At 62.8% G+C, this 23,972-nt stretch carries 20 protein-coding genes and 1 pseudogene; 13 read left to right on the top strand and 8 right to left on the bottom strand.

Features of this window, described 5'->3' with window-relative positions; translation table 11 throughout:
- Window positions 1-79: 79 nt before the first annotated feature.
- The gene (locus tag M5G17_RS20745) at window positions 80-1,219 is read left to right on the top strand and encodes an MFS transporter (RefSeq protein WP_273894774.1); all 1,140 of its coding nucleotides are present in this window, start codon (window positions 80-82) and stop codon (window positions 1,217-1,219) included.
- Here the strand turns inward: M5G17_RS20745 and M5G17_RS20740 are convergent.
- Together M5G17_RS20740 and M5G17_RS20735 are read right to left on the bottom strand one after the other, a co-directional pair.
- The gene (locus M5G17_RS20740) at window positions 1,216-2,772 is read right to left on the bottom strand and encodes a phospholipase D family protein (RefSeq protein ID WP_273894773.1); all 1,557 of its coding nucleotides are present in this window, start codon (window positions 2,770-2,772) and stop codon (window positions 1,216-1,218) included. The two genes, M5G17_RS20745 and M5G17_RS20740, sit on opposite strands and share 4 nt — an antisense overlap.
- Before the next feature lie 60 nt (window positions 2,773-2,832).
- Entirely contained in the window at window positions 2,833-4,263 is a 1,431-nt protein-coding gene (locus tag M5G17_RS20735; protein ID WP_273894772.1) for an aminotransferase-like domain-containing protein, read from the bottom strand.
- A gap of 178 nt (window positions 4,264-4,441) precedes the next feature.
- Here M5G17_RS20735 and M5G17_RS20730 point away from each other — a divergent pair, with 178 nt between their 5' ends.
- A complete protein-coding gene (locus M5G17_RS20730) occupies window positions 4,442-4,672 on the top strand; it encodes a DUF1127 domain-containing protein (RefSeq protein ID WP_273894771.1) in 231 nt (76 codons plus the stop codon).
- Here M5G17_RS20730 and M5G17_RS20725 read toward each other — a convergent pair.
- Complete coding sequence (locus M5G17_RS20725) at window positions 4,669-5,961, bottom strand: NAD(P)/FAD-dependent oxidoreductase (RefSeq protein WP_273894770.1); 1,293 nt, start codon at window positions 5,959-5,961, stop codon at window positions 4,669-4,671. The genes M5G17_RS20730 and M5G17_RS20725 overlap by 4 nt on opposite strands.
- Window positions 5,962-6,075: 114 nt before the next feature.
- Here M5G17_RS20725 and M5G17_RS20720 point away from each other — a divergent pair, with 114 nt between their 5' ends.
- The gene (locus M5G17_RS20720) at window positions 6,076-6,429 is read left to right on the top strand and encodes a YkgJ family cysteine cluster protein (protein ID WP_130262014.1); all 354 of its coding nucleotides are present in this window, start codon (window positions 6,076-6,078) and stop codon (window positions 6,427-6,429) included.
- Window positions 6,430-6,432: 3 nt separating this feature from the next.
- Here the strand turns inward: M5G17_RS20720 and dadR are convergent, their stop codons facing one another.
- Window positions 6,433-6,921, bottom strand: a complete 489-nt coding sequence (gene dadR / locus M5G17_RS20715; protein WP_008366790.1) for a transcriptional regulator DadR — start codon at window positions 6,919-6,921, stop codon at window positions 6,433-6,435.
- A gap of 156 nt (window positions 6,922-7,077) precedes the next feature.
- Here dadR and dadA point away from each other — a divergent pair, with 156 nt between their 5' ends.
- From dadA to M5G17_RS20685, 6 genes are all read left to right on the top strand, one after another.
- A complete protein-coding gene (gene dadA, locus M5G17_RS20710; RefSeq protein WP_273894769.1) occupies window positions 7,078-8,379 on the top strand; it encodes a D-amino acid dehydrogenase in 1,302 nt (433 codons plus the stop codon).
- Window positions 8,351-8,704: a RidA family protein gene (locus tag M5G17_RS20705; protein ID WP_273894768.1), complete on the top strand. Its 354-nt coding sequence runs from the start codon at window positions 8,351-8,353 to the stop codon at window positions 8,702-8,704. The genes dadA and M5G17_RS20705 overlap by 29 nt, the downstream gene beginning before the upstream one ends.
- A gap of 96 nt (window positions 8,705-8,800) precedes the next feature.
- Window positions 8,801-9,874, top strand: coding sequence for an alanine racemase (gene alr / locus M5G17_RS20700; protein ID WP_273894767.1), 1,074 nt, complete (start codon window positions 8,801-8,803; stop codon window positions 9,872-9,874).
- 108 nt (window positions 9,875-9,982) lie between these two features.
- Window positions 9,983-10,531, top strand: coding sequence for a cupin domain-containing protein (locus M5G17_RS20695; protein WP_010225839.1), 549 nt, complete (start codon window positions 9,983-9,985; stop codon window positions 10,529-10,531).
- Between the two features lie 157 nt (window positions 10,532-10,688).
- Window positions 10,689-11,093 carry a c-type cytochrome gene (locus tag M5G17_RS20690; protein ID WP_130266740.1) on the top strand — a complete coding sequence of 135 codons (405 nt, stop codon included), beginning with the start codon at window positions 10,689-10,691 and terminating at the stop codon, window positions 11,091-11,093.
- Between the two features lie 122 nt (window positions 11,094-11,215).
- Entirely contained in the window at window positions 11,216-13,129 is a 1,914-nt protein-coding gene (locus tag M5G17_RS20685) for an acetyl-CoA hydrolase/transferase C-terminal domain-containing protein (protein ID WP_273894766.1), read from the top strand.
- A 78-nt stretch (window positions 13,130-13,207) separates the two neighbouring features.
- On the opposite strand, the gene M5G17_RS20680 is transcribed toward M5G17_RS20685, so the two are convergent.
- Window positions 13,208-13,780, bottom strand: coding sequence for a xanthine phosphoribosyltransferase (locus M5G17_RS20680; RefSeq protein ID WP_010225834.1), 573 nt, complete (start codon window positions 13,778-13,780; stop codon window positions 13,208-13,210).
- A 63-nt stretch (window positions 13,781-13,843) separates the two neighbouring features.
- Window positions 13,844-15,853: a DNA helicase Rep gene (gene rep / locus M5G17_RS20675; RefSeq protein WP_273894765.1), complete on the bottom strand. Its 2,010-nt coding sequence runs from the start codon at window positions 15,851-15,853 to the stop codon at window positions 13,844-13,846.
- Window positions 15,854-16,118: 265 nt separating this feature from the next.
- Between rep and M5G17_RS20670 the strand changes: the two genes are divergently transcribed.
- Window positions 16,119-17,783: a putative bifunctional diguanylate cyclase/phosphodiesterase gene (locus M5G17_RS20670; protein ID WP_273894764.1), complete on the top strand. Its 1,665-nt coding sequence runs from the start codon at window positions 16,119-16,121 to the stop codon at window positions 17,781-17,783.
- Window positions 17,784-17,849: 66 nt separating this feature from the next.
- Here M5G17_RS20670 and M5G17_RS20665 read toward each other — a convergent pair whose 3' ends face one another.
- Complete coding sequence (locus M5G17_RS20665; RefSeq protein WP_273894763.1) at window positions 17,850-19,241, bottom strand: NorM family multidrug efflux MATE transporter; 1,392 nt, start codon at window positions 19,239-19,241, stop codon at window positions 17,850-17,852.
- Between the two features lie 157 nt (window positions 19,242-19,398).
- Here M5G17_RS20665 and M5G17_RS20660 point away from each other — a divergent pair, with 157 nt between their 5' ends.
- The 3 genes and pseudogenes from M5G17_RS20660 to M5G17_RS27700 all read left to right on the top strand — a co-directional run bounded on the left by M5G17_RS20660 (window position 19,399) and on the right by M5G17_RS27700 (window position 22,478).
- Window positions 19,399-20,343, top strand: a complete 945-nt coding sequence (locus M5G17_RS20660; protein WP_273894762.1) for a LysR substrate-binding domain-containing protein — start codon at window positions 19,399-19,401, stop codon at window positions 20,341-20,343.
- Window positions 20,344-20,498: 155 nt separating this feature from the next.
- Window positions 20,499-21,611, top strand: a pseudogene (locus M5G17_RS27705) (Cache 3/Cache 2 fusion domain-containing protein); the annotation flags it as partial.
- Window positions 21,609-22,478 (top strand): methyl-accepting chemotaxis protein, encoded by an 870-nt coding sequence (locus M5G17_RS27700; RefSeq protein WP_420793614.1) that lies wholly within the window; start codon window positions 21,609-21,611, stop codon window positions 22,476-22,478. The pseudogene M5G17_RS27705 and the gene M5G17_RS27700, both read left to right, overlap by 3 nt.
- 66 nt (window positions 22,479-22,544) lie before the next feature.
- On the opposite strand, the gene hglS is transcribed toward M5G17_RS27700, so the two are convergent.
- A complete protein-coding gene (hglS, locus tag M5G17_RS20650) occupies window positions 22,545-23,942 on the bottom strand; it encodes a 2-oxoadipate dioxygenase/decarboxylase HglS (RefSeq protein ID WP_273894760.1) in 1,398 nt (465 codons plus the stop codon).
- Window positions 23,943-23,972: the final 30 nt, after the last annotated feature.

Below are 23,972 nucleotides of genomic sequence, written 5' to 3'. Positions count from 1 at the left end.
CCCTTATCGCGGGACAAGCCCGCTCCCACCGTAGTGTGGGAGCGGGCTTGTCCCGCGACTGTTTCTGGAGGAAAAAAGCGTGCGTTGGGGAACCTATTTCGCCGTGCTGGCGGCCGTGCTCAGTGTCGGTCTGGCCCTGGGCGTCAGCATGCCACTGGTGTCGTTGCGCCTGGAAGGCTGGGGTTACGGCAGCTTTGCCATCGGTGTAATGGCCGCGATGCCGGCCATCGGCGTTTTGATCGGCGCCAGCCTGTCCAGCCGTCTGGCCGCGCGCTTTGGTACGCCGGGGCTGATGCGCCTGTGCCTGTGGGCGGGGGCGTTTTCCATCGGCCTGCTGGCGTTGCTGCCCAGCTACCCGTTATGGCTGGCCCTGCGCTTGTTGATCGGGGTGATCCTCACCATCGTCTTCATCCTTGGCGAAAGCTGGATCAATCAACTGGTGGTCGAGCAGTGGCGCGGGCGTCTGGTGGCGCTGTACGGCAGCAGTTATGCCTTGAGCCAACTGGCCGGTCCGCTATTGCTCGGCGTGGTGGGCTCGGAAGACGACCTAGGGTTCTGGATCGGTGCTGGCCTGTTGATTGCTGCGCCGCTGGTGCTGCTCGGCCGTGATGGGGCGCCCAGCGCCGACGCCTGCAGCGTGACCTTCGCCGACCTGTTCGGCTTCTGCCGACGCTTGCCGGTGATTGCCTGGGCTATTGCCCTGTTTGCCGCGTTCGAGGCAATGATTCTGACCTTGCTGCCGGTCTACTGTCTGCAGCAGGGCTTCACCACCGAAATCGCCCTGTTCATGGTCAGTGCCGTAGTGGTCGGTGATGCGCTGTTGCAATTGCCGATTGGCGCGCTGGCCGACCGCATGTCGCGGCGTACCTTGTTCAGTGGCTGTGCCTTGACCCTGCTGGCGTCGAGCCTGGCGATTCCGCTGCTGCTGCAAACGCCGCTGATCTGGCCGTTGTGGGTGCTGTTCGGAGCCAGCGCCGGGGGCCTGTTCACCTTGTCGCTGGTGCTGATTGGCGAGCGCTACCGCGACGATGCCCTGGTGCGCGCCAATGCCCATGTTGCGCAACTGTGGGGCATTGGTTGCCTGATCGGGCCGCTGGCGGCAGGGGCGGGCAGCCAGTGGCTCAGCGGGCACGCGCTGCCGTTGTTCATGGCGATCGGTGCTTTGGGCCTGGTGTTGCTCGCGCGGCGGCCCAATGCTTTCGAGCCGGCGCCGGTCTAGAGCATCTTTTCCAGGCCCACCGCCTTGCTGACCCAGGCGTTGAAGCGCCGCCACAAACCGCCGGGCTCGGTGGTCAGGGTGTGCAGGTGGTGGTTGTCTTCGGTGATCCACACCAACTGGCCATCGATCAGTTGCGGCTGATAGCTGAGGGCCGGGGCCATGCCCTGGGCCGCCAGCTCGCGGGTGTATTCGGCCAGCTCCGGGCTGTCGACCAGTACGCCAACCTCGGTGTTCCACAGCACCGAGCGCGGGTCGAAATTGAACGAACCAATAAAGGTCTTTTTGCGATCGAAGACAATCGCCTTGCTGTGCAGGCTGGAGTCGGAGCTACCGTGAAAGCCCAAGCCGCGCCGGCCGCTGCGATCGCCGGGCTGGCGGCGCAGCTCATACAAATGCACGCCATGTTCCAGCAGTGCCTTGCGATAGGGTGCGTAGCCGCCGTGCACGGCCGGTACATCGGTGGCTTCCAGGGAGTTGGTCAGCAACTTCACCGATACGCCCTTGTCGGCATGGCTGGTCAGGTACAGCAGGCCAGACTCGCGGGGCACGAAGTAGGCCGAGACCAGGATCAATTCGTGCTGCACATTGTTCAAGTCCGGGGCCAGCTGTTGGGTCATCAGCAAGCGCGGGTCGGGTTCATCACGGGCCAGGACCTTGCTTGGTGCGTCCCAGAGTGCCTGGTTGTGGGCCCAGATCAACTCGTTGTGCCAGACATCCAGGCGTGGCCGGGTTTGATAGGCCATCAGCCGATCGTACAGAGCCTTGCGCTTGATCCGCGCCTCAGCCAGTGACGCCTCCAGGCGCTGGCGGCTGTCGCGCAGGTCGTTGGCGTCGGGCTGGGTAAACAGAAAATCGCCGATCGGCTTGCTCAGCGCACTGTTCCAGTACTGGTCGAAGCTGTGCCCCAACTGTTCGGCGACCGGGCCGACCCCAAGCAGGTCGATGTCGGTGAAGTTCAGGTTAGGCTCGGCATCGAAATACTCATCGCCCAGGTTGCGTCCGCCGACGATGGCCATGCTGTTGTCCACCAGCCACAGCTTGTTGTGCATGCGTCGATGCTGCAACGACAGGTTGAACAACCGGCCCATGGCGCGGGTCATGCCGGTGCTGCGGCCCAGGTGCAAGGGGTTGAAGACGCGAATCTGGATATTGCGATGGGCCGCCAGTGTGCCCATCAGTTCGTCCAGGCCGTCGCTGGTAGTGTCATCGAGCAGAACGCGCACGCGCACACCGTGGTCGGCCGCTTGCAACAGTTCATGCACCAGGATGCGGGTACTGAGGCCGTCGTGGACGATGTAGTACTGCAGGTCGATGCTCGACTGAGCGTTGCGGATCAGTTCGGCGCGGGCGAGAAAGGCTTCGTTGCTATTGGGCAGCAGGCGAAATCCGGAGCGTCCGTCGTAGGCCGAGGCCTGGCGCTGTACCGAGCGGCCGAAGGCCGAATCGCTGGCCGGCAGGGCCTGGCTGACTTCCCGTGGCTGGTTGACACTGGCACAGCCCCCCAGGCCGAGCAGTAGCGACAGCAGAAGTGGCAGCACCCGCTGGCTTTTCAACAAAATTCGTCCTGTTACAACTGAGATGTATGGATAGGGGCCGCAAGCGTCGGGGCAACGTTACTTGTCGCTATGTTCCTCGGCCAGTAGACGAATGGCGGTCTCGCCGACCTTGCGCACTGCCGCTTCGATCTCGGCGCTGGGGCGCGCAGCGAAGTTCATCCGCAGGCAGTTACGGTACTTGCCCGAGGCCGAGAAAATACTGCCAATGGCAATCTGCACCCCTTGCCCAAGTAAAGCCCGGTTCAGGCGCAACGTGTCGAAACTTTCCGGCAGTTCGACCCACAGCATGAAGCCACCCTGAGGCCGGCTGGCGCGAGTGCCTGGTGGAAAATAGCGGGTCACCCAATCGCTCATCTGGTCGCGTCCGCGCTGATACTGGCTGCGCATGCGCCGCAAGTGCGGCTGGTAATGACCGCCCTCGATGAAATCGGCGATGGCCAATTGTGGCTGGGTGGCGGTGCAACCGGTGCTGATGTACTTCATGTGCAGCACCCGTTCAAGGTAGCGCCCGGGAGCGACCCAGCCGATCCGCAGGCCCGGGGCGAGGGTCTTGGAGAAGGAGCTGCAGAGCAGTACCCGGCCGTCTTCGTCGAACGACTTGATGGTCCGTGGTCTGGGGTAGGTGTAGGCAAGGTCGCCATACACATCGTCTTCGAGGATCGCTACGTCGAAGCGTTGCGCCAAGGTCAGCAAAGCCTTCTTGCGCGCCTCGGGCATGATGTAGCCGAGCGGGTTGTTGCAGCTCGGGGTGATCTGGATGAGCTTGATCGGCCATTGCTCCAGGGCCAGCTCCAGGGCTTCGAGGCTGATCCCGGTGAGCGGATCGGTGGGGATTTCCAGCGCTTTCATGCCCAGGCCCTTGAGGGTCTGCATGGCACCATGAAAGCTCGGTGATTCCACTGCGACGATATCGCCTGGCTGGCACACCGCGCGGATGCTGGTCGACAGCGCTTCGTGGCAGCCGGTGGTCACGACCAGCTCGCTGGGGCTGACGGTGCAGCCAGAGTCGAGCATCAGCCGGGCGATCTGTTCGCGCAGGGCCTGGGTGCCGGAAATGGTGTCGTAGTACAGGCCGGGCATGTCCTGGCGCCTGCTCAGTTGAGCCAGGCTGCGCAGCAGTGGCTTGAGGGTCGGGCTATTGATATCGGGCATGCCGCGGCCCAGTTGCACCACATCCTTGCTGGGGACGCTGCGGATCAGCTCGATCACTTGCTCCCACTGGGAAATATCCACCGGGCGCTGAGCCGGGCGGCTGACTTCCGGCAAGGCGGGCAGGCTACGGCTGTGGGGTACGAAGTAGCCGGACTTTGGCCGTGGCGCGGCCAGGCCGTTGTCTTCGAGCAAGCGGTAGGCCTGCTGCACGGTGCTCAGGCTGACGCCGTGCTCGACACTCAGGGCGCGCACCGAGGGCAGGCGATCACCGGGGCGGTACAAGCCTTGTTCGATACGGGCGCCGAGCAGCTCGGCCAGGTTGATGTACAGCGTCATGGCATACTCCGAAAGACAGTTGCAGCGAGTGACCAATACAGATTAGGGAAAATTACTGCATTCAGTAGGAAATATGCCAATTCTGTATGGGAATAATAGCCAGTCTTTGGATCTGTAATGGTTTTGCCCGCGCGCGCATGCTTGCTCCACGGTTCACACAACCTGGAGGTAACGAGCAATGAGCGGCATGAGCGATGTACGCCTGAAACTGTACGCCGAAGAATTGAGCCGCGAGCAGCGTGCCCGGCTGTTCAGCGCACCGGCTGGCCTCAGTCGCTGGGGCCTGATGTTGCACCGTTGGCATACTCGCAGGGCGCTGCTTGAGCTGGACGCCGAACAGCTGCGCGACGTTGGGCTGACCCGCGCGCAGGCGCGCGAAGAGGGGCTCAAACCCTTCTGGCGGTCCTAGACCAGCTCTTTGAGCCGGTGCCAGAGCATGCCCAGGGCCAGCAGCGGCGAGCGCAGGTGCTTGCCGCCCGGGAAGGTAATGTGCGGCACCTGGGCGAACAGGTCGAAACGCCCGCTGTGCTGGCCGCTGATGGCTTCGCCGAGCAACCTGCCGGCCAGGTGAGTGGCATTGAGGCCATGGCCGGAGTAGGCCTGGGCGAAGTACACGTTGGGCTGGCCGGGCAGGCGGCCGATCTGTGGCAAGCGGTTGGCACCGATGCCGATCATCCCGCCCCACTGGTAATCGATGCTCACGTCGGCAAGCTGCGGGAATACCTTGAGCATCTTCGGCCGCATGTAGGCCGCGATGTCTTGAGGATCACGCCCGGAGTAGTGGCAGGCGCCACCGAACAGCAATCGGCGATCGGCTGACAGGCGATAATAGTCCAGGGCCACGCGTTGGTCGCACACGGCCATGTTTTGCGGTAGCAGCTGGTTAGCCTGAGCCTCGCTCAGGGGCTCGGTGGCGATGATGTAGCTGCCGGCAGGCAGTACTTTGCCACCGAGTTCGGCATTCAGGTCATTGAGGTAGGCGTTGCAACCCAGTACCAGGGTGCTGGCCAGCACCGATCCTTGCGCGGTCTGTACGCGTACCTGTGGGCCATAGTCGATGCGGTTCACCGTTGACTGCTCGAACAGGCGTACCCCCAGCTTGCTGGCCACAAGCGCTTCGCCCAAGGCGAGATTGAGCGGATGCAGGTGCCCTGAACCCATGTCGATCAAGCCGCCGACATAGCGGTCCGAGCCCACTACGCTGTGCATCTGCTCCGGCTGCACCAGGCGCAGTTCATGGCGGTAGCCGAGGCCACGCAGCTCTTCGGCGTCTTCGGCAAAACCCTGTAGGTCGCGGGGCTTGTTGGCCAGGTCGCAGTAGCCCCAGGTCAGGTCGCAGTCGATGGCATGGCGCTCGATGCGCTCGCGGACGATGTCCACCGCTTCCAGTCCCATCAGCTTGAGTTCGCGCACGCCGTCGCTGCCCAGAATCGGGGTGAATTGCTCAAGGCCGTGGCCGACCCCGCGAATCAGCTGCCCGCCATTGCGCCCGCTGGCGCCCCAGCCAATTTTGTGTGCCTCCAGCAGCACCACATTGAGGCCGCGCTCGGCCAGCTCGATGGCGGTGTTCAGCCCGGAAAAGCCACCGCCCACCACGCAGACATCACAGCTCAGCTCGCCCTGCAGCGGTGGATGATCCACCTGTGGGGCGCTGCTTGCAGCGTAGTAGGAAGCAGTGTGCGGAACGCCGGCGTGCATGGCATTGTCCTGGTTCTGAGTGTGTGGAAAATTTTACGCAGGATAAGCTGCGCTTTCAGGGCTGGGCAACCGTAGGGCAAAATAGAGCGCCCCACTTCTTTGCCGCAGGCCACCATGAGTTGCAACAGCCACAAGATCCGCTTCCTGCGCGAGCAGATCCCGTCCTTTGAGTGCGTGCCCGGCTGTCACGATTGCTGCGGGCCGGTAACCACCTCGTCGGAAGAAATGGCCCGCCTGCCGCGCAAGAGCGCCGCCGAGCAGGAAGCTGCACTGGCGGAACTCAACTGCGTGCACCTGGGCCCCAACGGCTGCACGGTGTACGAAGAGCGGCCGCTGATTTGTCGCTTGTTTGGCACCACGCCGAAGCTGCCATGCCCCAATGGCCGTGCTCCGGCCCAGATGATCGATCCGCAGGCCGAGAAGCTGGTGCACCAGTACATCGCCAGCACCCGCCAGGTGCTGGTCTGAGCCTCAGTCCGGAATGGGCAGGTTGAGGCTTTCCTTCACTTCTTCCATGACGATGTAGCTCTTCGACTCGCGCACATGCGGCAGCTTGAGCAGAATGTCACCCAGCAGTTTGCGGTAGGACGCCATCTCGGAAATCCGCGCCTTGACCAGGTAATCGAAGTCGCCGGACACCAGGTGGCATTCCAGTACATGGGGCAATTTCAGCACGGCACGTCGGAACTCCTCGAAGGTGTCGCCCGACTTGTAGTCCAGGCTGATCTCGACGAACACCAGCAGGCTGCCCTTCAAGTGCTGCGGATTGAGCCGGGCGTTGTAGCCCATGATGATCCCTTCGCGCTCCAGGCGCCGGACCCGCTCGGTGCAGGGGGTGGTCGACAGGCCGACCTTTTCGCCCAGTTCAGTGAACGAGATACGTCCATCTGCCTGCAGGATGCGCAGGATATTGCGGTCGATCTTGTCCAGTTCACGTTTGCTTTGGTGCTGGGTTCTCATAGTGGATGCCCCTCCGTAAAAGCCAACCTTGCCGAGAATTCTCGCCAAATATAGGCTTTTATACAGTGAAAAGCACTGGTCATACCTTCCTATACTGCGCGCATCTACGCCATTAACAACAAATGTCAGCGGTACGCTGCGTCGAGGGTAATAAACATGCGAGTTCTGGTGCTTGGTAGCGGTGTGATCGGAACCGCCAGTGCCTACTATCTGGCACGGCAAGGGTTCGAGGTCGTCGTGGTCGACCGTCAACCGGCAGTCGCCATGGAAACCAGCTTTGCCAACGCCGGCCAGGTCTCGCCTGGTTACGCATCGCCCTGGGCTGCCCCGGGTGTGCCGCTCAAGGCCATCAAGTGGCTGCTCGAGCGCCACGCACCGCTGGCCATCAAAGCCACCGCCGACATCGACCAGTACCTGTGGATGGCGCAAATGCTGCGCAACTGCACCGCCAATCGTTATGCGGTGAACAAGGAGCGCATGGTACGCCTGTCCGAGTACAGCCGTGACTGCCTCGACGAGCTGCGTGCCGAAACCGGTATTGCCTACGAAGGCCGCACCCTTGGTACGACTCAACTGTTCCGCACCCAGGCGCAACTGGACAACGCCGCCAAGGATATCGCCGTCCTCGAACAGTCCGGTGTGCCTTACGAGGTGCTCGACCGCGAAGGTATTGCCCGCGTCGAACCGGCCCTGGCCAATGTCACCGATATCCTCGCCGGTGCCCTGCGCCTGCCCAACGACCAGACCGGCGACTGCCAGCTGTTCACTACCCGCCTGGCGGAAATGGCGATCAAGCTGGGTGTCGAGTTCCGCTTTGGCCAGGACATTCAGCGCCTGGACTACGCCGGTGACCGCATCAATGGTGTCTGGATCGACGGCAAGCTGGAAACCGCCGACCGCTACGTGCTGGCCTTGGGCAGCTACTCGCCGCAGTTGCTCAAGCCGCTGGGCATCAAGGCCCCGGTCTACCCGCTCAAAGGCTACTCGCTGACCGTGCCGATCACCGACCCGGGCATGGCGCCGACTTCGACCATTCTCGACGAAACCTACAAGGTCGCGATCACCCGTTTCGACAACCGCATCCGCGTTGGCGGCATGGCTGAAATCGCCGGTTTTGACCTGTCGCTGAATCCGCGTCGGCGCGAAACCCTGGAGATGATCGTCAATGACCTTTATCCTCGTGGCGGCGACCTGAGCCAGGCCAGTTTCTGGACCGGCCTGCGCCCGACCACCCCGGACGGTACGCCGATCGTCGGTGCCACACCGTTCCGTAACCTGTTCCTCAACACCGGTCACGGCACCCTGGGCTGGACCATGGCCTGCGGTTCCGGTCGCCTGTTGGCCGACCTGATTGCGCGCAAGAAGCCGCAGATCAGTGCCGAAGGCCTCGATATCTCTCGCTACGGAAAACACCAGGAGCCTGCCAAGCATGTCAGTCCAGCGCCAGCTCACCAATGAGCGCATGAGCCAGATCGTCACCCATAACGGCACCGTCTATCTCGCGGGCCAGGTGGGTGACGACATGAATGCCGGGATTGAACAGCAAACCCGTGAAACCCTGGGCAATATCGAGCGCCTGCTGGACCTGGCAGGCACCGACAAGAGCCGCCTGTTGTCGGTGACCATTTACCTCAAGGACATCGACGCGCACTTTCAGGGCATGAACGCGGTATGGGACAAGTGGCTGCCCAAGGGCGTCGCGCCGGCCCGCGCCACCGTCGAAGCCAAGCTGTGCGAACCGGAAATCCTCGTCGAGCTGTCGGTGGTCGCCGCACTGCCGTAACACCCGATCCCTCACCCGGTGCCGTTGGCGGCCGACCAGCCGCCTGCGGGCGCCGGGCTTTTTACTTCTAACCAGACTGCCCAGAAGGCTGCCGTCATGCGTCCTGCCCGTGCCCTGATCGATCTTCAAGCCCTGCGTCACAACTATCAACTTGCCCGCGAGCTGACCGGCGCCAAAGCCCTGGCCGTGATCAAGGCCGATGCCTATGGTCATGGTGCGGTGCGATGCGCCCTGGCGCTGGAGCAGCAAGTCGATGGTTTTGCCGTAGCCTGCATCGAAGAAGCGCTGGAGCTGCGCGCCGCCGGGATCAAGCCGCCAGTGTTGCTGCTCGAAGGCTTTTTCGAAGCCAGTGAGCTGCAACTGATCGCCCAGCATGACCTGTGGTGTGTGGTGCATTCACTGTGGCAGCTGGAAGCGATCGAGCAGGCGCACCTGAGCAAGCCGATTACGGTGTGGCTCAAGCTCGACTCGGGCATGCACCGGGTTGGCTTGCACGCCAAGGATTACCAGGTCGCGTACCAGCGCCTGCTGGCCAGCGGCAAGGTCGCGCGTATCGTCTTGATGAGCCACTTTGCCCGTGCCGACGAACTCGACAGCGATGCCAGCAATGAACAGCTGGCGGTGTTCCAGGCTGCACGCCAGGGCCTGAGCGCTGAGGTCAGCCTGCGCAACTCGCCCGCCGTGCTCGGTTGGCCGAACATGCCCAGCGACTGGGTGCGCCCGGGCCTGATGCTCTACGGCGCCACACCGTTCGAGGTGGCTCAGGCCGAAGCTGCGCGCCTGCAGCCGGTGATGACCGTGCAGTCGCGGGTGATCAGCGTGCGTGAGCTGCCGGCTGGCGAACCTGTGGGTTATGGCGCCAAGTTCATCAGCCCGCGCCCGACCCGGGTCGGCGTGGTAGCCATGGGGTACGCCGATGGCTACCCACGCCAGGCGCCAAACGGCACACCCGTGCTGGTAGCCGGTAAACGTACCCAGCTGATCGGTCGGGTATCGATGGACATGCTCTGCATTGACCTCACCGACGTGCCGGAAGCGGGCCTCGGCAGCCCAGTAGAGCTGTGGGGCAAAAACGTGCTGGCCAGCGAAGTCGCCATGCATGCTGGCAACATCCCTTACCAGATTTTCTGCAACCTCAAGCGCGTACCGCTGGACTACAGCGGCGATTAAGGCGCCAAAGCGGACAGGCTGCGGGTCGAAGTGTTGTAAATACTGAACGCTGTTGCGATGATACCGTTCAATTTCGACCCCACTCGTTCGTTTAGGAGGGCGCAAGCATTGGACGTCGGTGAACGACTGCAAGCCATTCGCAAGCTCAAGGGCCTGTCACAGCGTGAACTCGCCAAACGTGCGGGCGTCACCAACAGCACCATCTCGATGATCGAGAAGAACAGCGTCAGCCCTTCCATCAGCTCGCTGCGCAAGGTGCTGAGCGGCATTCCGATGTCCATGGTCGAGTTCTTTTCCGAAGAGCTGCAACCGGAAAACCCCACTCAGATCGTCTATAAAGCCCACGAGCTGATCGACATTTCGGACGGTGCGGTGACCATGAAGCTGGTCGGCAAGGCACACCCGAGCCGGGCTATCGCCTTTCTCAACGAGGTCTATCCGCCAGGTGCCGACACCGGTGAAGAAATGCTCACCCATGATGGCGAAGAGACCGGCATCCTCCTTGAAGGCCGCCTGGAGTTGGTGGTTGGCCTGGAAACTTTCATCCTCGAAGCGGGCGACAGCTACTATTTTGAAAGTACCAAGCCGCACCGTTTCCGCAATCCTTATGATGAGCCGGCCCGGCTGATCAGCGCGGCGACGCCGGCCAACTTCTAGCGGCCATTGCGCGGCGGATTGTCGCGGCTAAGACCCTTTGGACACTAGGGTTGTTTCGGTGAGGCAGGGTTCCCGTTATACTTGCGCCGCCTGCGAAACCGTGGCCGCGGGCGTGACTAGCCACCATGAGGGTGTACGCGTGAATCTAATCAAGAAAATGCTGGCCGTACCAGCTGCCGTATTGGCCCTTTGGGCAGTCAGCGCACAAGCTGTGACCAACGACGACATCGCCAAGCGACTCGAACCGGTCGGCCAGGTGTGTGTGCAGGGTCAGGAATGCAAGGGTATGGAAGTCGCAGCATCTGCTGGCGGTGGCGGAGCCAAGACCCCGGACGAAATCATCGCCAAGCACTGCAATGCTTGCCATAGCACTGGCTTGCTCGGCGCACCGAAGATCGGCGATACCGCTGCCTGGAAAGAGCGCTCCGACCACCAGGGTGGTCTGGACGGCATCCTTGCCAAGGCCATTACCGGTATCAACGCCATGCCGCCCAAAGGCACCTGCGCCGACTGCTCGGATGACGACCTGATGGGCGCCATCAAGAAGATGTCCGGCCTGTAAGCCCAGCGCTTGCTCAACAAAGCCCGCCACGTGCGGGCTTTGTGCTTTTTAGCGCTGGTCAGCGCGGCAATCAGGCGGCATGCTCGGTCCAACCTGTTCAAGCAATGCCGCAGGAGGCCGAGATGGCGCACAGCTGTTCGATCGACAATGCCGTGGATGAAGTACTGGCACGCCTGCCGGCGCATATCCACATGGGCCTGCCGCTGGGGCTGGGCAAGCCCAACCGTTTCGTCAACGCCCTGTACGCGCGGATACGTCAATTGCCCGAGCGGCGACTGACGATCTACACCGCCTTGAGCCTTGGCCGCCCGGACCTGGGAGACGGCCTGCAGCGACGCTTTCTTGAGCCCTTCATCGAGCGGGTATTCGCCGATTACCTCGAGCTTGCGTACCTGCACGATCTGCGTCGCGACCAGCTACCGGCCAACATCCGCGTCGAACAGTTCTTCATGCAGCCCGGCAGCCTGCTGCACAGCGTCACAGCCCAGCAGGACTACGTCAGCAGCAACTACAGCCATGCGGCGCGGGATATCAACGCCAAGGGTTTGAACCTGGTGGCGCAACTGGTTGCGCAAGACCCGGAACACCCCGGCCACCTGAGCCTGAGCTGCAACCCGGACATCACCCTCGATCTGCTGCCGATGATCGCCCGCCGCCGAGCGGCTGGTGAAACCATTCTGATGCTTGGCCAGGTCCACGCCGAACTGCCGTACATGCCGGGCGCCTCGGAGCTGGCGCAAGAAGACTTCGATCTGCTGATCGACAGCCCCGAACGCACCCGGTTGTTCTCCACACCGAACATGCCGGTTACCACCCAGGACCACTTCATCGGCCTGCACGCCAGCGCCTTGGTGCGCGATGGCGGCACGCTGCAGATCGGCATCGGCGCCATGGGCGATGCGCTCACCGCCGGGCTGCTGGCGCGCCAGGCGGACAGCGCGGCGTATCAGGCGTTGCTGGACGATCTTGACGTGCAGCCCTGGCATACCCTGATCGAACGCGAAGGTGGCATTCAACCCTTCGCCCATGGCCTTTATGGTTGCAGTGAAATGTTCGTCAACGGCCTGCTGGCGCTGGTCGAGGCCGGGATAATCCGTCGTCCGGTCTACCCCGACGAGGCTCGCCAGCAGGCGGCCAACAACGGGCAACTGGATGATCAGGGCGTGCTGGTTCATGGTGGCTTCTTCCTCGGCCCGCAGGGGTTTTACCAGCGCTTGCGGGAAATGCCGCCAAGCCTGCGTAAACGCTTTGCCATGAGCGCCATCAGCTACATCAACGAGTTGTACGGCCAGGAGTCGCTCAAGCGCCTGCAGCGCCGGGATGCACGCTTTATCAACACGGTGTTCAGCATGACCTTGATGGGCGCCGGGGTGGCCGACCAACTGGAAGATGGCCGGGTACTGAGCGGGGTCGGCGGGCAGTACAACTTCGTCGCCCAAGGCCATGCTCTTGAAGGTGCGCGCTCGATTCTGCTGTTGCGCAGCTGGCGTGAAGCCGGTGGTGAGGTCAGCTCCAACCTGGTCTGGGAGTATGGACACTGCACCATTCCCCGGCACCTGCGCGATATCGTCGTCACCGAGTACGGTATTGCCGACCTGCGCGGGCAGACCGATGCCGAGGTCATTGGCCGTTTGCTGGCGATCAGTGACTCGCGCTTTCAGCCGGGGTTGATCGAGCGGGCGCAGAAGGCCGGCAAGCTGCCGAAGGATTTCCGGCTGGATCAGCGCTTCACCGACAACACCCCGCAACGTTTACAGGCGCTGCGGGCCAGGCACTCAGGGTTGTTCCCGGAGTATCCGCTGGGCAGTGACTTTAGCGCCGAGGAGCGTGATTTGTTGCGCGCGCTGAATTGGCTCAAGAGCAAGTTCAAGCTGAGCGAAGTGCTGGAGCTGGGCAAGGCGGCGCTGGATGCACCGGCACCCGAGGCGTTTGCTGCGCAGGTGGCGCGGATGGGGTTGGCGCAGCCGCAGGGGCTGAAGGAGGAGTTGTATCAGCGGCTGTTGCTGGCGGGGTTGCAGGCTACGGCGTCCCCTTGAGGACGCTATCGCTGGCAAGCCAGCTCCCACAAGCAGTACCCGTGGGAGCTGGCTTGCCAGCGATGAGGCCAGCGCGAATTACTCGATGAAAGTAACCACGCCACCTTCCAGCGACTTCACCCGGGCCAGCGACTCAACGCGGTAGCCCTGGCTGTCCAGCTCGGCGCGGCCGCCCTGGAACGACTTCTCGATGACGATACCCAGGCCGGCAACAGTGGCACCGGCTTGCTTGATGATCGAGATCAGCGCCTGGGAGGCTTTGCCGTTGGCCAGGAAGTCGTCGATCACCAGCACGCGGTCGCTGCTGTTGAGGTGGCGTGGGGAGATTGCCACGGTGTTTTCAGTCTGCTTGGTGAAGGAGTACACCGAAGCCACCAGCAGGTTCTCGGTCAGGGTTAGCGACTGGTGCTTGCGCGCGAAAATCACTGGGACGCCCAGTTTCAGGCCGGTCATCACCGCCGGGGCAATGCCCGAGGCTTCGATGGTGACGATCTTGGTGATACCGGAGTCGGCGAACAGGCGGGCGAACTCGTCGCCAATCAGTTGCATCAGCGCAGGGTCGATCTGATGGTTGAGAAACGCATCGACTTTGAGAACCTGATCGGAAAGCACGATGCCTTCTTCGCGAATCTTCTGGTGCAGTGCTTCCACTGTGGTATTTCCTCGATGTAGCAAGAGTGGCCACGGCAGTACGCCGCAGCAAAGGTTGATTATCTAACGTTTGAGCATGGCACGGATATCGGCCAGTGCATTGTTGCCGCGGGCGGCCTTCACTTCGGTCGGCGCATCGTCCAGGCCTTCCCAGGCCAGGTCGTCGGCGGGCAGCTCATCCAGGAAGCGGCTCGGCGAGCAATCGATGATCTCGCCGTACTGCTTGCGCTTGGCGGCATAGGTGAAGGCCAGGGTCTGCCGTGCGCGGGTAATGCCCACATAGGCCAGGCGCCGTTCTTCCTCGATGGTGTCGGCCTCGATGCTGGAACGGTGCGGCAGGATCTCTTCTTCCATGCCGATGATGAACACGTAGGGGAACTCCAGGCCCTTGGAGGCATGCAGGGTCATCATCTGCACGCCCTCGGCGCCGTCCTCTTCCTCTTGCTGGCGTTCGAGCATGTCACGCAGCACCAGCTTGCCGATGGCGTCCTCGATGGTCATGTCGCCGTCCTCGTCCTTCTCCAGCGTGTTTTTCAACGCGTCGATCAGGAACCAGACGTTGCCCATGCGAAAGTCCGCGGCCTTGTCGCTGGAGCTGTTGGTGCGGATCCAGGTCTCGTAGTCGATGTCCATGATCATGCTGCGCAGGGCGGCGATCGGGTCTTCGGTGGCAACCTGTTCGCGGACCTTGTCCATCCAGCGCTTGAAACGCTCCAGGCGATCGGTGAAACGGCTGTCCAGGTGCTCGCGCAGGCCCATCTCCTCGCTGGCCGCGTACATCGAGACCTTGCGCTCGGTGGCATAGTTGCCGAGCTTTTCCAGGGTAGTCGAGCCGATTTCTCGGCGTGGGACGTTGATCACCCGCAGGTAGGCGTTGTCGTCGTCCGGGTTCACCAGCAGGCGGAAGTAGGCCATCAGGTCCTTCACTTCCTGGCGGCCGAAGAAACTGTTGCCGCCGCTCATGCGGTACGGCACCTGGTGGTGCTGCAGCTTGAGCTCCATCAGCTTGGCCTGGTAGTTACCGCGGTAGAGGATCGCGAAATCGCTGTACGGGCGGTCGGTGCGCAGGTGCAGGCTGAGGATCTCCATGGCCACTCGCTCGCACTCGGCATCTTCATTCTTGCAGCGGATCACGCGGATCTCGTCGCCGTGGCCCATCTCGCTCCACAGCTGTTTCTCGAAGGCGTGCGGGTTGTTGGCGATCAGCACGTTGGCGCAGCGCAGGATGCGGCTGGTGGAGCGGTAGTTCTGCTCCAGCATCACCACTTTGAGTGACGGGTAGTCTTCCTTGAGCAACATCAGGTTTTCTGGCCGAGCGCCACGCCAGGCGTAGATCGACTGGTCGTCGTCGCCGACCACGGTGAACTGGTTGCGGGTACCGATCAGCATCTTCACCAGCAGGTACTGGCTGGCGTTGGTGTCCTGGTACTCGTCCACCAGCAGGTAGCGCACGCGGTTCTGCCACTTTTCGAGGATGTCGGCATGTTCCTCGAACAGCTTTACCGGCTGCAGGATCAGGTCGTCGAAGTCCACCGCGTTGAACGCCCGCAGGGTGCGCTGGTAGTGCGAGTAGACAATCGCCGCCGTCTGCTCCTTGGGGTTGCGGGCTTTCTCCAGGGCTTCGGGCGGCAGGATCAGGTCGTTCTTCCAGGCGCCGATCATGTTCTTGATCTCATCGACGCCGTCGTCGCCCGAGTATTCCTTCTGCATGATGTCGGTCATCAGGGCCTTGACGTCGGTCTCGTCGAAGATCGAGAAGCCCGGCTTGTAGCCCAGCCGCGCATGCTCCTTGCGGATGATGTTCAGGCCCAGGTTGTGGAAGGTCGACACGGTCAGGCCGCGGCCTTCGCCCTTGCGCAGCAGGGTGCCGACCCGCTCTTTCATCTCCCGCGCGGCCTTGTTGGTGAAGGTCATGGCCACGATGTACTGGGCACGGATGCCACAGTTCTGGATCAGGTGCGCGATCTTGCGGGTGATCACGCTGGTTTTGCCGGAGCCGGCACCGGCGAGCACCAAAAGAGGGCCGCCGACGTAGTTCACGGCTTCTTGTTGCCGGGGGTTGAGTCGGGACATGACGAAAACCGGGGACGCTGGAAAAATAGCCGGGCATTTTAGCAGGGGTAGAAAGTTTCTGCCGCGACCGTCTGACAGTGTGACGCAGCACGCGATCTAAATTTGCCGCATTTGATACTTTCCCGCAGGATGCGTGGCGAAACCTGCGGGATGTCGGCAATGGAATGGCATGACTTTAAGTGAAAATCATTTTCATTAATGGTTTAGGATACCCATCCTCGCGGCCCATCGTCATTTGAGTGTGTCTACGTCCTAAGGAGCCAGCTTGTCTACGCCCGTCGAACCCTTGCGTTTGCTGCTGCTGGCCGATGAGCCGGAATGGGCCATTGCCTTGCGCGAGTGTCTGCTGCCGATGGCGGGCCAGGCCGTGCTGCTGACCGCGCCGAACTGGGAAGCGGTCGACACCTTGTTCGCCAATGACCGCAATGCGCTGGTACTGGCGACCCCGCCGCTGCAACCGGCGCCGGGGCGCTGCATCCTGCCGATGGTGCTGCTGCTCGAGCACGAGCCGCAGGTAGCGCCACTGGGGGTCAGTGACTGGCTGATCCGCGAGCAACTGACCAGCAACCTCCTGCGTCGCAGCTTGCGCCATGTGCGCGAGCGCGGTGTGCTCGAAGCGACCTTGCAGCGCCTGGCCGAGCAGGACCCGCTGACCGGGATTGCCAACCGCCAGGGTTTTCAGACCCTGCTGGCCGCGCGCCTGGCCGACAACGACGGGCGCGGTGTCGCCCTCGGCCATCTGGACCTCGACAACTTTCGCCATGCCAATGACGCCCTCGGCCACCAGGCCGGTGACCGGCTGATCCTGCAAGTGGTAGGGCGGCTGAAAAGCCAACTGGAAGCCGGTGACCAGGTGGCGCGCCTGGGCAGCGACGAGTTCGCCCTGTTGATCGACACCCGTCGTGAGCCGCAGCGCGCCGAATGGATGGCCGAACGCATCACCGAAGCTCTGGCCGAACCCTACTGGGTCGATGGCGAGAGCCTGTTGCTGGGCTGCAGCCTGGGGGTTGCCCACGCCCGCGCCCAGGGTGGCGCCGACCCGCTTATGTGGCATGCGCATATCGCCATGCAGCAGGCCAAGAGCACCCAGGGCTGCACCTTTCACGTCTTCAACGAACGCATCAACCGCAACGCCCGCAGCCTTGCCGACCTGGAAAGCGAATTGCGCCGGGCCCTGCGCCGTGACGAGCTGGAGCTGCACTACCAGCCGCGGCTGAACCTGGCCGACGGACGCATCGTCGGCCTGGAGGCGTTGGTGCGCTGGCGGCATGCCGAACGCGGTTTGCTGCCGCCCAGCGAGTTCGTGCCGCTGGCCGAGCAGAGCGGGCTGATCGTGCCGCTGGGCTACTGGGTAATCTCCCGCGCCCTGCGCGACATGCAAGCGCTGCGCGAACAAGGCCTGGCGCCGCTGCACATGGCAGTGAACCTGTCATTTCGCCAGTTCCAGGACAGCCAATTGCTGGCGACCCTGAGCCGGCTGATCATCGAACATGGCGTTGATGCCCGCTGGCTGGAATTCGAACTGACCGAGACTGCGGTGATGCGCCGCAATGACCTGGTCAAACAGACCATGGACGCCCTGGGGCGTTTGGGCGTGCGCTTTTCCCTGGATGACTTCGGTACCGGCTTCTCGTCGTTCGTGCACCTCAACAGCTTGCCGATCACCTTGCTCAAGGTCGATCGCAGCTTTGTCGGCGGCATGGAGCAGCGCGAAGAGAACCGCAAGCTGGTGCATGCAATGATCAACCTGGCACATAACCTCAACCTCGAGGTGGTGGCCGAAGGCGTGGAAACCCCGGAGCAGATGGACCTGTTGCGCAGTTTTGATTGCGACCAGGTGCAGGGGTTTCTGATCAGCCGGCCGTTGCCGATTGAGGAGTTGATGGCGTACCTGCTGCGTGGCCCGGCGCAGCAGTCGATAGCGTTGTAGCAACAGCATCACGGGACAAGCCCCCACAAACCCTGTGGGAGCGGGCTTGCCCCGCGATGGGGACCTTCAAACCAGCGAAGCAGTAGCCTTGTTCACCCCAGCAGCACTCCCGAGCAAACGCTTCATCCGCCACTCAAAGGCCAGGGTCAGGCTCACCGCTGCACAGGCCAGGCCCAGCGCCAGTCCCCACCACACGCCCACCGCACCCAGCCCGAGGTTGAAGGCCAGCAACCAGGCCGCTGGCGCGCCAATCACCCAGTAGCAGAACAGCCCGACCAGGAAAGTGGTCTTGGCGTCTTTGAGGCCGCGGATCGAACCCATGGCGATGGTCTGCACGCCATCGAACAGCTCGAACCAGGCGGCAACCATCAGCAGGCTCACGGCCAGCTGGATGATGTCGGCAAAGGCCGGGTCATTGTGGTCAAGGAACAACCCTACCAGCGGGTCCGGCAGCACCCAGAAGAGGATGGCGAACATCAGCATCATCGCTGCGCCAAAACCGATGCCGACTCGGCCGGCATGCCGGGCGCCTAACAGGTTGTCGGCACCGTAGTAGAGCCCTACACGCATGGTCACGGCATACGACAAACCCGCCGGAATCATGAACGCTGTGGAAACGATCTGCAGAGCGATCTGGTGCGCAGCAAGCTCAGTGCTGCCCAGCACACCCATGCACAGCGCAGCAAAAGCAAACAGGCCGACTTCCACGGTATAGGTGCCGCCAATCGGCAGGCCCAGGCGCCACAGTTCACGCAAGGCTGGCCACGACGGGCGGCTAAGGCCCTGGCGAATCGGGTAGGGCGCATAGGCCGGGTGCCAGCGGATATACAGGGCCATGGCCACGGCCATGCAGTTGGCGACAATCGCCGTCACCAGGCCGATGCCCACCAGGCCCAGTTTTGGCAAGCCGAACATGCCCTCGATCAAGGCGTAGTTGAGCAGGAAGTTGACCACTGTACCGATCAGGCTGATGACCATCACCGGCGTCGAACGGCCAATGGCACTGGTAAAGCCGCGCAGGGCCATGAAGCTCAAGAAGCCTGGCAGGGCAAAGGGCAGCAACAGCAGGAACTGCGCGGCGGCCTCGACATTGTTCGGGCTCTGCCCGAGTAACAGCAGCACCGGCTCCAGGTTCCACATTGCCAGCGCCGCGACCAGGGCCATGGCCCAGGCCAGCCACAGTCCGGCCTGGGTCAGGCGGGTGGCGCCAGCGATGTCACCGGCACCCTTGCGAATCGCCACCAGGGTGCCCACGGCGGCAATTACGCCCAGGCAAAAAATCGACACGAACGAATAGCTTGCCGCACCCAGGCCGCCACCGGCCAGCGCCTGCGGGCTGATGCGGGCCATCATCAGGGTGTCGGTGAGCACCATCAGCATGTGCGCCAACTGCGAGGCAATCAGCGGCCCGGCCAGGCGCAGCAAAGCCTTGAGTTCATGAGTGGGCGCGGCCTGCATGGAGTCGTCCTTTTCTTGCACGATAAGAGTCAAAGCGTGAAAGTCTGAGCCTTTGAACAGTTATCCACAAAGGGATAATAGCGATGGTTGGCATGATTAAAACTCATGGGAGTATGATCCTGATGATCGCTTGTGGATAACTCGGAGCACACCCTTCATGTCTCGTCGTCTACCGCCTCTGTATGCACTGCGGGCTTTTGAAGCGGCCGCTCGGCACAGTTCGTTCACCCGCGCCGGGGATGAGTTATCGATCACCCAGAGCGCGGTCAGCCGGCACATTCGCACCCTTGAGGAGCACTTTGCCTGCCGTTTGTTCGTGCGTAACGGTCGCAGCCTGCAGCTCAGTGAAGCCGCGCGCTTATTGCTGCCGGGCGTGCGTGAGGGCTTTGCGGCACTGGAGCGGGCCTGCAGCACGCTGCGCAGCGAAGACGACATCTTGCGCATGAAAGCCCCCTCGACCCTGACCATGCGCTGGCTGCTGGCGCGCCTCAGTCGCTTTCGCCATCTGCAGCCGGGCAATGAGGTGCAACTGACCAGTGCCTGGATGGACGTCGATCATGTCGATTTCAATCACGAGCCTTTCGACTGTGCGGTGCTGCTGAGCGATGGCCACTTCCCCCCGGACTGGGAGGTCAAGCGGCTGTTCGGTGAGTTGCTGATCCCGGTCGGTGCACCGGAGTTGCTCAAGGAAGGGCCGTGGGACGCGCGGCGGTTGGCAGGTATCGAGCTGCTGCATCCAACTCCAGACAAGCGCGACTGGCGCAGCTGGCTTGCGCGCATGGGTCTTACCGACCAGGTATCGCTAAAGGGTGGCCAGGTGTTCGATACCCTGGAACTGGGCATGATCGCCGCAGCCCGGGGCTACGGCGTGTCCATGGGCGATTTGCTGATGGTTGCCGAAGACGTGGCCCAGGGCCGACTCAGCCTGCCCTGGCCGACGGCGGTGGCCAGTGGCCTGGACTACTATCTGGTCTGGCCGAAGACCCGTCCGGGGGGCGAGCGTCTGCGCCGCTTGAGCGACTTTCTGCAAGGCGAAGCAGAGGCCATGGATCTACCCAGGGTCGATGTTCTGGAGGCAACGGCGGCCATCTCCAGCAGTTGATCGTTTGCGCGCCATAACCCTGTACCTCACTCAAGTATTGCCGCGCGCCGCCGAAGCAGAGAGAGCAGAGCCACGCCTAGATGGCTCGATTCCCGTATCGATGCGAACGGTCAGCGTGATCAGGACGATCCCGGCCCCTCTTGCCAGGAGCTTCCATGTCTCAACCCCGTGCCCGGATTGCCTCGCAGCTCGGTATCGCCCTAGCCCTCGTACTGGCTGTGGTGATCACCGGCAGCACCCTGTTTGCCCTGCGTTCGCTGGACAACGCCAACCTGATTACCCGCCAGGAGCATTTGGCCAGTGAAGCGCGACTGCTCGCTGATCAGCTCGACACCTTTCACGGCACCCTGCGTGAAAGCACCCAACGCCTGAGCGGCCTGTTCGAAAAGCGTTTTGCCGCAGGCTTGCAGCTGCATCCGGGTGAGTCGCTGGCGGTCGCCGGGGTTTCTACCCCTGCGTTGTACCTGGGCGATCAACTGCTCAACAACGACTTTCGCCAGGTGGATGACTTCCGCCAGATGACCGCCGGGGTCGCCACCTTGTTCGTGCGCAGCGGTGATGACTTTATCCGTATCAGCACCTCGTTGACCAAGCAGGACGGCAGCCGCGCCATTGGCACGCTGCTCGACCGCCAGCACCCGGCCTATGCCCGCTTGCTGGCCGGCCAGGCCTATGTCGGCCGGGCGAACCTGTTCGAGCGCGACTACATGACCCAGTACACCCCGGTGCGTGATGGCAGCGGTCGGGTGATTGCGGTGCTGTTCGTCGGCTTCGACTACACCGACGCGCAAAAGGCCCAGTTCGCCAACCTTGCGCGCTTTCGCATTGGGCAGACTGGCTCGCTGGCCGTGCTCGATGACAAGCAGCACTGGCTGGTAGCGCCAGCCGGTGTGCGCTCGGACAGCCAGGCGGCGCAAGCGCTTGCGGGGTTCGCGGCGGGCGAAGGGCGTTTTTGGGATGACGGTGTGGAGCAACTGTTCAGCGTTACCGCGCCGTTTGCTGGCGGGCCCTGGACCGTGGTGGCGAGCATGCCGAAGGCCGAAATCCGCGCGGTGACCTGGAGCGTCGGCACCCGGCTGGCTATCGGCAGTTTGCTGGCGATGTTGCTGGCAGTCGCTGCTACCCTGTGGCTGTTGCGCCGCCGTCTACGCCCATTGGGCGACCTCTTGCAGCAGGCGCAAGCACTGGGTGCCGGTGACCTGCAGGCGCGCTTGCCGGTGTCCAGTCACGACGAAATTGGCCAGCTGGCGCAGAGTTTCAACCAGATGGGCGAAGCACTGGCGAGCATGGTCGAGCACATTCGCACAGCCGCAGAGCAGGTCAGCAGCCGCGCTCAGGCATTGTCGGGAATGTCCTCCGGTGCCTGTGAGGGGATGGAACAGCAGTCCGGTGAAATCACCAGCATGGCCGGTGCTGTCGAGGAGTTCAGCGCCACCTCGATGAACATCGCCGACAACATGGGCAGCACCGAGCGCATGGCCCAGGACAACGTCCAGCAAACCCGCATTGGTCGCGAAGCGATGGACCAGGCGTCGTCGTCCCTGGAGCAGATTGCCCGTGCCCTGGCCGGCACCGCCGAAGTGGTCGATACCCTGGGCCTGCGCTCCGAGGAAATCGGCGGCATCGTCGGGGTGATTACCTCGATTGCCGAGCAAACCAACTTGCTGGCCCTGAACGCGGCCATTGAAGCGGCGCGGGCCGGTGAACAGGGTCGGGGTTTTGCCGTGGTCGCGGACGAGGTGCGCAGCCTGGCCTCGCGCACCCGTCAGGCCACCGATGAAATCTCGACCATGATCGGCAGCATCCAGCAGGAAACCGGTAATGCCATCAGCACCATGGAGCAGGGCAACCGCCTGATGCAGGAAGGGTTGCAGCGCAACGCCAAGGTTGCCGCAGCGCTGGCGCAGATTGATGAGCGCAGCCGCTCGGCGGGGGAACAGTTTGCCGTCATTACCACCGCGACCCAGGAGCAAAGCAGCACGGCGAACGTGCTCAGCCGCAACCTGCAGAGCATTGCCCTGGCCAACAGCGAACAGCGTGAGGTGGCGACTAACCTTGCGGCGACGGCGCGGGAGCTTGAGGGCTTGGCGGGGCAGTTGAGGCAGGAAGTGGATAGGTTTCGGGTTAGGCGGTGACGCTATCGCGGGGCAAGCCTGCTCCCACAGTTGGTGTGGGAGCGGGCTTGCCCCGCGATAAGGCCCTCAAAACCGAGGAATATCCAACGCTTGCGCACAGGCCATCAACGAACGCCGCTGACTCTCGGCATACAACGCCAGTTCATCCTGCACCGGCTTGCCCAGCGCCTGTTCAAACGCCTCGCGGTTGGCATTGCTGCCGTACTCGCTCTGCGCATCATCACCCAGGTTGGACTGGAAAATCCCCGCCGCACTGACCGGCAGAAAGTCTTCGTACACCAGCGCTTCAAAGTGGATGTGCCCAGCGTCGATCAATCCCTGTAACGACATCGGTCGCTGAGCATCGCCGCGCGCCGCCAGGCCGCGTTCGGTGGGGAAGTAACGGAAGTACGCCAGCGCCTGTTCACGCATCTGCGCCAGGTCATCCGGGAAAGCCTTGAAACTGTCGCTGAGCAGATTCATGTAGCGCTCGGCATTGGCCTCGGCCGGGACACCGCCCAAGGCTGTGCGGGTGGCATCGAGCAGTTGGTCATAAAGCTTACGACCCTTGGGTGTCAGTGCGGCACCACGTTGCTCGATTTCGCCAAAGCGTGCGGTATGGCTGCCACTGCCTTCGCCCTGCTGATCGGTGAATGCGACCTTTTCCTGCAACGCCTTGAAGCTAGTCTGCCTCAGCAGTATCGGGCAGACACGCGGGGGCGGGCCTTCGATCACCGCCTTGGGCGCAATGCCTTTGACCGGCATGCCCAATTGGACGGCATCGATGTCCAGGGTGCGCGGGGTCAGGTGGTTGATGTGCGGGCCTTTGAAGGCCACCACATCGGCGATCAGGCGGTGCTGGTCGTGCAGTTGCTGGTACTGCTCGGCGGTCACGGTGGCGTCCCGATGCCAACTGAAGGTGTGCAGGGCTTCGTCGACAAATGTCTGGGCATCGTCGGCATTCAGGCCGCCATCACGTTCGAATTGCTCGATCAGCTGTAGGGCGCGTGGGGTGAAGATCTGCCGCCGGGCAAGGATTTCGCGCGACAGCTCACGCAGCGCCGGGTTGTCGATCAGCTCCAGGCGCAGCAGCGAGGTGAAGATCCGGAACGGGCTGGTATGCAGCGACTGTTCGTGCACGGCGCGAAAGGCAGTGGAATGCACCGGCACGCCGGCTGAGCTCAGGTCGTAGTAGCCCACCGGCTGCATGCCCATCACTGCGAATAGGCGGCCAATGGTCGCCAGCTCTTCGGCCGTACCGACGCGAATGGCGCCGTGGCGCTCCTGGTCCAGGCGCTCGATCTCGCCGGTCCAGCGCAGGGCCTGGGCAACTGCGGGTTGTTCGGCCATCACCTGCTGATTGATTTCGCTCACCAGCGACAGCAGCGTGCCGTACAGCGGCACTTCCTGCTTGTACATGAGCGACATGGCGGCAGAGAACTGCGCGCGAATGCTGTCCGGGCTGACGAACTCTTGGGCGGGCATCGAAAGCTTCCTGGTAATTAGTCACCCTTA

This window comes from Pseudomonas rubra (assembly GCF_028656935.1).
GTDB classification, from domain to species: Bacteria; Pseudomonadota; Gammaproteobacteria; order Pseudomonadales; family Pseudomonadaceae; genus Aquipseudomonas; species Aquipseudomonas rubra.
The sequence above is the reverse complement of the archived record's forward strand: the minus strand, read 5'-3'. Positions and strand labels throughout refer to the sequence as shown.